This is a genomic window from Verrucomicrobiota bacterium, assembly GCA_016871535.1.
Classification (GTDB): domain Bacteria; phylum Verrucomicrobiota; class Verrucomicrobiia; order Limisphaerales; family SIBE01; genus VHCZ01.
The window spans coordinates 1-9,450 of sequence record VHCZ01000239.1; the positions used below are offsets into that span (position 1 = coordinate 1).

Below are 9,450 nucleotides of genomic sequence, written 5' to 3' on the forward strand. Positions count from 1 at the left end.
CGGGCTCCTCACCGCTCCTTGGCATGTCGGCTTGCGCCGAAAAAGGGGCCTCACCAGAGGCGAGGTCCGCCGCTGGCACATGGTCGGCAGTCCCTTGACGCTGCTCTGGTGAGGAGTGTGGGTCGGTGAAGGATACACCGCTGGGCGCGTCAATAGCGCCCGTGGGAAGTCCATCAGGCCCCTGTTGCACTTGTCCAAGCGGAGCAGGTTCCGATGGATTTACCGGGCAAGAACTCGGTGTGGAGGGCACCGAAGGTCCCGGAGTGCCCGGTAAAACTTGTTCAGGCAGGCTTCGTCGCCGCGGCTTCTGACCTGGAATAACGCTTGGGGCATCGCGCCCTTGCTCGCGCCAAACGCCGGCCTCTTTCAGCCACTGAATCCACGCATCCTTGCGCGAGAGATTCGCCGTCAAAGCGAGGAAACCTGATTCGTCGAGAACTTTGTTTGCCGAAGGACAAGGCCCGCCGCGTCGCCCGCCGGTGTAGAAGCATTTGAAGAGATCGCAGCCTTGATCACCTCTGAAAACCGATCCGGCTTTCTGCGTACAGAACGGACACTTGAAACTGCTCCATGTTTCCGCAGTTGATCGCGGACCAACTCCGTGTTGTTCGAGGAGCCGTTTAAGCGGCAGCCGCGCGCGCGCTTGATCGGTTAAAACTTGGGAGTCGAAGCTGCTCACGCGGCTCTCCCAACGCGCCAGGATTGAATCGAAAAAAAGGCTCGAAAACGGCCAGGAAGGTACATTCTGGGTACACCCACCAGAATTATGTATGTAACTCCTTTATTATTAGTGTATAACGACTGGAGCGGGTGAAGGGAATCGAACCCTCGTCTCAGGCTTGGGAAGCCCACGTTCTACCATTGAACCACACCCGCAACGCCGATGATCTTTAACAAGATTCCCCCAGAGACGCAACCGAGCATTTGCGCGCCTTGCCCCAGGCCGTTTTGGGCGCAACATAACTCCAGCCATTTGTGAGACACATCACTAGCAATTCTCGGTTTGAACTCGTGGCGCAGACACCTCGGCTGCGGGTTCGAGCGGCGTCTCGCCGTTCGAGGGAAAACGTAACGGGACGCCCCCTGAACTCGCAGACGAGGACGCCCGTGCTGCTTCAAAATTACAGATTTGCAGTGCGGACTTCAGCCCTCGGGGCGAGTTCGTCCCGGCGAGTCGCTCGACGTGACTGGAACACCTCCGACTCGGCTCGCTGGGGACAGGCTCGCCCTACCGAAGTCAAACTGAGAATTGCCGTGCAGCCTGCGCGCCCCAAGAGCGCGCCGCAAGCGTTCGGATTCCGCCGTCGTCATTCTTCAGTCTTTCCTGCGGTTCCTGCGGTCCGTTCTCGGCAGAATGTGTTTGAATCGGCGGGCGGTTTCTGATATAGATCTCCCCCGGTGACTGCCGAACTAGCGTGACCCTGTGAAAAAGAACCCTGTGAAAAAGACCCAGTTCCTCGAATGTTGTTTGGTAGTGTCATTACTCCCAATTCTTTCCAACTCCTACGCCCAGGCGCCTTCCTCCGCTGACGCCGCCGTCATCGAAGCGGAGAACAAGGTCGAGAAATCGGAGGCCGGCACAGGCCCCTGGATCGCGGCGAAAACCAATGACGTCTTGAAAGTCAAGGACCGCTTCCGCACCGGCTTCAAAAGCCGCGCGACTTTGCGCCTGTCCAATCAAGGCATCCTGCGTGTCAGCCAGTTGACGACGCTTGAAATCCAACCGCCCGCCGACACCACCAAAGCGCAGTCGGTGCTCGATCTCAAAAGCGGCACGGCTTACTTCTTCAATCGGGATCGTCCGGTCGAAACCCAGTTTCAAACTCCGCAAGCCTCCGGGGCGATCCGCGGAACGGAGTTCAATATCGAGGTCGAGGACGGCAGCGGCCGCACCGTTGTGACCTTGCTGGACGGCGCAGTCGATCTGACGAACCAGCTTGGTCAAGTAAGTTTGGCCAGCGGCGAGCAAGGCATCGTCGATCCAGGCCAGGCGCCAAGAAAAACGGCGGTGATCGACGCGGTGAACATCATTCAATGGGGCCTGTACTATCCCGGCGTGCTGGACGCGGCTGAGCTTGGATTGAGTGATTCGGAGAAGGCGGCCCTGAGTGACTCGCTCACGGCGTATCGCAGCGGCGATTTGCTCCAGGCGCTCGCGAGTTATCCGACGAACCGCACGGCGAGTTCCTCGAAGGAGGTAATCTATTCCGCGGCACTGCAACTGGCGGTTGGCCAGGTCAAGGACGCGGAGGCGTTGCTCGGCAAGATTGGCGCGGGCGATGCGGGCGCAAGCGGCTTCGCGGAGGCGTTGCGGCAATTGATCGCAGCCGTAAAGTTTCAGACCTGGAATCGCGCTCAGCCACCCGCGACCGCGACGGAGTGGATGGCTGAATCGTACTATCAGCAGTCGCGTTCGATGCTGGACGAGGCGCGCACCGCGGCTCGCAATGCGGTGGAGAAAGCGCCGGAGTTTGGTTTCGCGCACGCTCGCCTTGCGGAAATGGAGTTCAGCTTCGGGCGCGCGGCTGAAGCTTTGAAAGCGGCGGAGAGAAGTTTGCAGCTTTCTCCGCGCAACGCGCAGGCGCTTTCCTTGAAAGGCTTCCTGCTCGCCGCGCAAAACCGGGTCAAGGAAGCTTTGCCGTATTTCGATCAGGCCATCGCGATTGATGGCGGCCTGGGCAATGCCTGGCTGGGACGCGGCCTCTGCAAGGTTCGCGGAGGAGACCGAGTGGCGGGCCGCCAGGATCTCCAGGTGGCCGCGACGTTGGAACCGCATCGCGCCGTCCTGCGGAGCTACCTCTCCAAAGCCTACAGCAACGAAGGCGACTTGCGCCGCGCGCGCGAGGAAATTGATCTGGCCAAACGGTACGATCCGAACGATCCAACCGCGTTTCTTTACTCGGCGCTTCTGGCCCAGGAACACAACCAGATCAACGAAGGCGTGCGGGATTTGGAGAAATCCAAAGAACTGAACGACAACCGCAGCGTCTTTCGCTCACGGCTCTTGCTCGACCAGGACCGCGCCGTCCGCAGCGCCAACCTGGCCGCGATTTACCGGGACAACGGGATGAACCAGCTCAGCATCCGTGAAGCGTCGCGCGCCGCCAACTATGACTACGGCAATTATTCCGCGCATTTGTTCCTGGCGAACAGTTACAACGAACTCCGCGACCCGAAGCAGGTCACCCTGCGCTACGAGACGCCGTGGCTGTCCGAATTCCTGCTGGCGAACCTCCTGGCGCCCGTCGGCGCAGGCACGCTTTCCCAGAATGTCTCACAACAGGAATACTCGAAATTATTCGAGCGCGACCGCTTTGGCGTCAGTTCGAGCACGGAATATTTGAGCCGGGGAGACTGGCTGCAAACCGGCTCGCAGTTCGGCACATTCGGGAACAGCAGCTATTCGTTCGACGTGCATTACCGTTCCGAAAATGGCGAGCGCCCGAATCAAGACCTCGAAGCGCTCACGTGGTGGGCGGCCTTCAAGCAACAGCTTACCCCGAAGGACACCGTCTTTTTCCAAACCGTCTATTACGACTTCAAGGCTGGCGACGTTGCGCAATACTACGACCAGAGCGAAGCCAGCACCACGCAGCGCATCACCGAAAAGCAAGAGCCAAACATTTTTGCCGGCTACCACCACGAATGGTCGCCCGGCGTGCACACGCTCTTCCTGGCGGGCCGCTTGGACGACACGTTCACGCGGACCGATCCCGCGAATCCTGTGCGGTTCCTGGACAAGAATGGCGCCGGCCAGGTCACGCGTGTGAGCCAGAGGAACGCCGGCCTGCAGTTCAGGAGCGAACTGGAGGGGTATTCCACCGAACTGCAACAGATCTGGCAGCAACCCAAACATACGCTGGTGGTCGGCGGACGTTATCAACTCGCGTGGGCCGAGACAGATTCGGCGCTTGAGGGACGCCCCGCGCAGATGGGTGTGGAGACGGATCTCCAGCGGTTGAGTTTCTACGGTTACCATCAGTGGCAAATCCTGGAGCCGTTGCGGCTGACCGCCGGTGTCACCTACGACAAACTTCGTTATCCGGCCAACATCGACATCGCGCCGATCACCGACCTCGAGGCGGAACAGGAGAAGGTTTCCCCGAAAGTCGGCTTGCTCTGGTCGCCAACTCCGGACACGAACTTGCGCGCCTATTATTCGCGGTCGTTGGGCGGCTCGTTCTTCGACACCAGCGTCCGCATCGAACCGGTGCAGATCGCCGGGTTCAGCCAGGCGTACCGCAGTCTGATTCCGGAATCCGTGCGCGGGTTGGTGGCCGGATCGGAGTTTGAGCTTTGGGGCGCCGGGGCTGACCAACGATTTCCCACCGGCACTTATCTGGGTGTCGAAGGCCAGGTGTTGAATTCGGAGGCGGAACGGAGTTTCGGTGTCTATGACGCGTTTTTCCTTAAGCAACCGGCGGCGTCCCGCACGCCAGAGCAATTGGATTTCCGGGAGAAATCTCTGCTCTTCACGGTCAACCAACTGCTCGGCAAGGAATGGTCGATCGGTGCAACCTATCGGCTCAGCCACGCCGATTTGCTCGACCGGTTCACTGCCATGCCGGGCGGTGTGGCCACCTCCCCGGCCAATCTGGTTTTGGACCAGGACCTTTCCGCCGTGCTCCATGAGTTGAGCCTGGGGGCGATTTACAGCATCCCGTGCGGATTCTTCAGCGCGGTGGAAGGCCTGTGGTTCAAGCAAAGCAATCAGGGTTACGCCGCGGACATTCCCGGCGACGATTTCTGGCACCTGAACTTCTTCGTGGGTTATCGCTTTCCGCGCCGGCTCGCGGAGATCCGGGTCGGCCTGTTGAACCTGACGGATCAGGACTACAAACTCAATCCGCTCAACCTGCACACGGAGCTGGCGCACGAGCGGACTTTCACCGCGCGGCTGAGGTTTAACTTCTAGTGAGCTTCAAACAACTGTTCGCAGCACCCAAAGGCTGGGGCGTTGGCGTCGCACTGGGCGTGGGGCTTGGCGCACTGCTGATGCTGGATATCTCTGCGGTTTTTCGACTGGAGAAGATCGGTCTGGGGCGGCTTGGCAGTTTGGGAGACCGTCTCGGAGTTCGACTCCAGCATCTGAGCTACGAATTGCCGTTTGCTCAGCGTCGGTATCGCATGCCAGAAGAAGCGGTCGTCGTGTTCATGGACGACGCGTCACATCAGAAACTCAACCAACCCTATAACGCCCCCTGGGACCGTTCATATCATGCGCGGCTCCTAGATAGGTTGCGAGAAGACGGCGCAAAGGCCGCGGTTTTTGACGTGGTGTTTAGCGATCCCGGCCCTGATCCCGAAAAAGATCGCCAATTTGCCAAGGCCATAAAAGATTTTGGCAAGGTGATCCTGGCTGCCGATTGGGTGCAAATGGAGCAGAAGGGCACCGGTGGGAGTGCGAATGCCGTGGGCAGCACAACAATCGTTCCCCTGGACATTTTTCTCGATGGCGCCGCCGGCGTCGGGACCTCCGAAATGAATCCAAGCGCTGACCTATTCGTGAGAAGGCACTTCCCTGGCTCGCCTAACGACGTGATTTCAAGCCTAGGTTGGACGACTGCCGAGTTTCTGGGAGCAGAGATCACAAAGGATCCCAAGGCGAAGTTCAACCCTCGGTGGGTGAACTACTATGGCCCCCCCGGCGTCTTGAATCACGTCAGCTTCTTCCAGGTTGTATCGACCAACAAGGCCGAACTCGTCGAACCGGGATTCTTCAAGGACAAAGTGGTTTTTATTGGTGCCAAGATTGTAACGTACGCATCCGGCCAAAGAAAAGATGAGTACCGGTCGCCGTTTGGTCTCTGGGCAGAGGGAGTCGTGGGAAAGCAACTCTATATGCCTGGAGTCGAGATTCAGGCGACAGTTGCTCTGAACCTCATCCGCGGGGACTGGCTGACCCGCGTCCCGTATTTGAGTGATCTTTGGTTGGTGCTCCTCTCCGGGTTAGCCTTTGGCTTTGTTTTGCCAAAGCTCAGGCCGATCCATGCGGCGGGCGTTGGTCTGCTTGGCATAACGGCAGTGACCGCGGTTGCCTATTATTACTTCGTGGAGCAAAGAAGTTGGTATTCCTGGTTCATCGTGGCTGGTGTTCAGATTCCAGCCGTGACTGTCTGGTCCATCGTTTTCAATTCCATCAGCCTCTACGTCCAGGGCCGCCTGATGGAGCAATCGCTCTCGATGTACGTCTCGCCGCAACAGGTGAAGAAACTTAAGAAGAATCCCGCCATCCTCAAGCCCGGCGCTGAAAAGCAACAGGTGAGCATTCTCTTCAGCGATATCGCCAACTTCACGTCAATGTCCGAAGGGATGGATTCCGATGAACTGGCGGACATGATGAACAGTTATTTTGAGATCACCGTTAACCGCTGCATCCATCCGGCGCAAGGCACGGTCGTCAAGTTCATCGGGGACGCGATCTTCGCGATCTGGAACGCGCCTGAGCCGCAGTCGAATCACCAGGAGTTGGCCTGTCGCGGGGCGTTGCTATTGAGAGATTCGGCGTCCAAGTTCACCTTCGGCAAGTCCGGAAAAACCGTCCGGACGCGCATTGGCCTGCATTGCGGCGTCGCGAACGTGGGGAATTTTGGAAGCTCAAACCGGGTCGATTACACCGCGCTGGGAGAGAACATCAACCTGGCCTCGCGCATGGAGGGTCTGAACAAATACCTGGGCACGGATCTTTTGATCACTTCGGACCTTTATTCAGGCGTGCGGGACAGATTCGTGACGCGAAAGTGCGGACGATTTCGGCTCAAAGGCTTCGAGAAAGAGGTCGAGGTCCATGAACTTCTGAGCGGACCGGAACAGGCGGACGGTTCAAAAGCTTGGCGCGAGGCTTACGCGGAAGCGCTGAAGCATTTCGAAGGAAAAGACATCGACGCCGCAGAAGCCGGATTTCACTGCGTGTTGAAGCTGCATCCCGAGGACGGACCTTCCAAGTTCCTCCTCAACCACATCGCCGAGCTTCGCAGTCACCCCCCGGACGGCGAGTGGACGGGAGCGGTGGAGTTGAAGGAGAAGTAGCAACAGGGACACGTCGTGGACTTCTCCGAGTCCAAGCTGAGGACAGAAACATGAAAATCAATTTCGTGAATGCAGATCACGTCCACGCTTTGATTCTGCCAACGAGCCATTCCATCGAGAGCGTCCGTCAATGACTCAAAGGCGAGTCCTCTCATTGGATCAACGAAAATCGCCTCGTCCAAGGAAGGTTCGCCTGGGGACGCGGGTACGGGGTTTTTTCTGTGTCGCAGTCGCATGTCGCGCGTGTCGTCGAGGACATCGCGAACCAGCAAGAACATCATCGGAAGAAGTCCTTCATGGAGGAATACCAAAGCTTCGTCGAAAAGTACTGGCTCGCTTGGCGGAACGAGGAAACTGTTGAAACGGTTTCCCACCCTCCCTTGAGTTCAAGTCACCCGGCTGAAGCCGGGTGTTAACTGGCCAGCCAACCCGCTCTCACGGGCTCTTCAAGATCGCCAGGAATTGCTTCATCGCCGGCGAGAGCACTTTGTTCTTTTTGTAGATCGCCGCCAGGGGCCGATAAAACTCCCCATCCTGGAATTCCGCCTGGGCCAGCGTCTGCTTGGTGATTTCTTGCAGAATGGTGCTCTGCGGGACGATGGAGATCCCCGCGTCGATCTCCACCGCGCGTTTGACGGTCTCGATATTGTCAAACTCCATGACGTGCTGCACCGACACGTTGTTATCCTTGAGAATCTTGTCGATGGCCTTGCGCGTCGGGATGTCGGGCTCGAAGCCAACGAATTTTTGTCCGGACAATTCGGGCAGGCGCACTGATTTTTGCTTCGCCATGGAATGCTGCGGGTGGCAAATCATGACCAGCCTGTCCCGCCGCAACGGCAGAACTTCGAGTTTGGTGTCCTTCGAGGGATAGGCGACGAGGCCGATATCCACGGCGTTCCCAAGCACGTCCTCATAAACTTGATTCGAGCGGCGGTATTCGACGTGGACATTGACGGTCGGATAGCTCTTCAGGAATTTCTTGATGTAAGGCGGCAAGTCGTGCAAGCCGATGCTGTAAATCGTCGCCACGCGGATCGTGCCGGAGATGATATCTTTGATCTCCTGGAGCTTGCTGTGCAGGGAATCGTAGGTCTGGATGATCTGCTTGCTGAATTCGTAGAGCACCTGGCCTTCGCGCGTCAGCCGGAATTTTTTTTTGGAACGCTCGATGAGCAGCGACTTGAATTGACGTTCCAACGAACTGATTTGCTGGCTGACGGCGGACTGCGTGATGTCATTGATGTGCGCCGCCTTGGTGAAGCTCTCCGTTTCCGCCAGGTCGCAGAAGACTTTCAAACTCTCGATTTGCATCGCGGAGATTGAAGTCCGAATCCCCAATTAAGTCAATTGGTGGGGAGATGCTCGGGTGCGATCAAAACGGTCGGTCAACGAAGTCTTCTCCTTCTCTTCCCGAAGGGAGGAGAGGGCTGGGGAGAGGAGGGGCGTCGGCTCGCTTCGCATGTTTCTAAGAGCGTGTCCGAAAATTCCGCGGGGTCCTGTTTTCGCGCCAAAGGCCGGATGGCGAGGCGCGACGAAGGAGAATATCCTCCCTGGATCTTCGACTGAGGAGCAACGAAGCCAGGCGGCCTTTGGCGCGAAAACCCTCCGGGCGGCGGGTCTTTTGTCCGTGGCCTGCGTTGGCTCGGTCCTTACAGCCCGCGTTGGGGATGCTCGGACCTCGCCGCCTTGGCCACAGCCAAAATCCCTCGCCGCAGGACCCCGCGCAATTTTCGGACACGCTCTAAGAATTTCCTTGATTTTCGATTCAGTTCATATATTTCGTTCAATTCAAATTGAACGCTTCGAGTCGCCTTAAGCGATTCGCCGGCGCCAGAGCGTCCGGCGAATTGACCGGCACGAAGTGTACCTCACATTTTTCGCCTGCGTGAAGTCTCGCGAAGCGTTCGTTTCCGGAATGGAGGATCCCATGATTGCTCCCGCGGAGAAGGCGCCTCGGACGCTCTCCAAGACTCGACTGGACATGATCGAAGCGGGCGGACGGGTGTGCCAGCTTCTCGGAGTGCCCCGCTCCACGGGACAGATTTACGGGCTGCTTTACCTTTCCCCCAAACCGCTGTCGCAGGACGAAATTGCCGAACTGCTCGGCATCAGCAAAGGCAGCGCCAGCACGGGCACGAGGCAATTGCTGGCCTGGCGGGCTATCCGGCTGGTCTGGGTGCATGGCGAGCGACGGGACCACTTCGAAGTCGAGCTGGATCTCGGCAATTTGCTCCGAGCCGGTTATTCGGATTTTGTCAAGCCGCGGCTCCTTTCTTCACAGAAACGAATCGAGAGCATGGCTTCATCGCTGGACGAGGAATTTGCGGATGGGATCTTGAGCCGCGAGGAATACAAGATCTGCTCCGAAAGGCTGAAGAGCTTTGCCCGCATCCAGAAGAAACTCCAAGCGTTGATCCC

The 9,450-nt window shown here is 58.1% G+C and carries 5 protein-coding genes and 1 tRNA gene; 4 read left to right on the forward strand and 2 right to left on the reverse strand.

Annotation, left to right across the window (positions count from 1 at the left end):
- Positions 1-802 precede the first annotated feature (802 nt).
- A tRNA-Gly gene (locus FJ398_22265) sits at positions 803-876 on the reverse strand.
- Positions 877-1,423: 547 nt separating this feature from the next.
- On the opposite strand from FJ398_22265, the gene FJ398_22270 reads away from it, so the two are divergent.
- From FJ398_22270 to FJ398_22280, 3 genes are all read left to right on the forward strand, one after another.
- Entirely contained in the window at positions 1,424-4,915 is a 3,492-nt protein-coding gene (locus FJ398_22270) for a hypothetical protein (protein MBM3840634.1), read from the forward strand.
- The gene (locus tag FJ398_22275; protein ID MBM3840635.1) at positions 4,915-7,029 is read left to right on the forward strand and encodes an adenylate/guanylate cyclase domain-containing protein; all 2,115 of its coding nucleotides are present in this window, start codon (positions 4,915-4,917) and stop codon (positions 7,027-7,029) included. The genes FJ398_22270 and FJ398_22275 overlap by 1 nt, the downstream gene beginning before the upstream one ends.
- Positions 7,030-7,187: 158 nt before the next feature.
- A complete protein-coding gene (locus FJ398_22280) occupies positions 7,188-7,445 on the forward strand; it encodes a hypothetical protein (protein ID MBM3840636.1) in 258 nt (85 codons plus the stop codon).
- A gap of 19 nt (positions 7,446-7,464) precedes the next feature.
- Here the strand turns inward: FJ398_22280 and FJ398_22285 are convergent, their stop codons facing one another.
- Positions 7,465-8,343 carry a LysR family transcriptional regulator gene (locus tag FJ398_22285; GenBank protein MBM3840637.1) on the reverse strand — a complete coding sequence of 293 codons (879 nt, stop codon included), beginning with the start codon at positions 8,341-8,343 and terminating at the stop codon, positions 7,465-7,467.
- Positions 8,344-8,893: 550 nt separating this feature from the next.
- On the opposite strand from FJ398_22285, the gene FJ398_22290 reads away from it, so the two are divergent.
- The coding region (locus FJ398_22290) for a hypothetical protein (GenBank protein MBM3840638.1) at positions 8,894-9,450 on the forward strand (557 nt) is incomplete at its 3' end.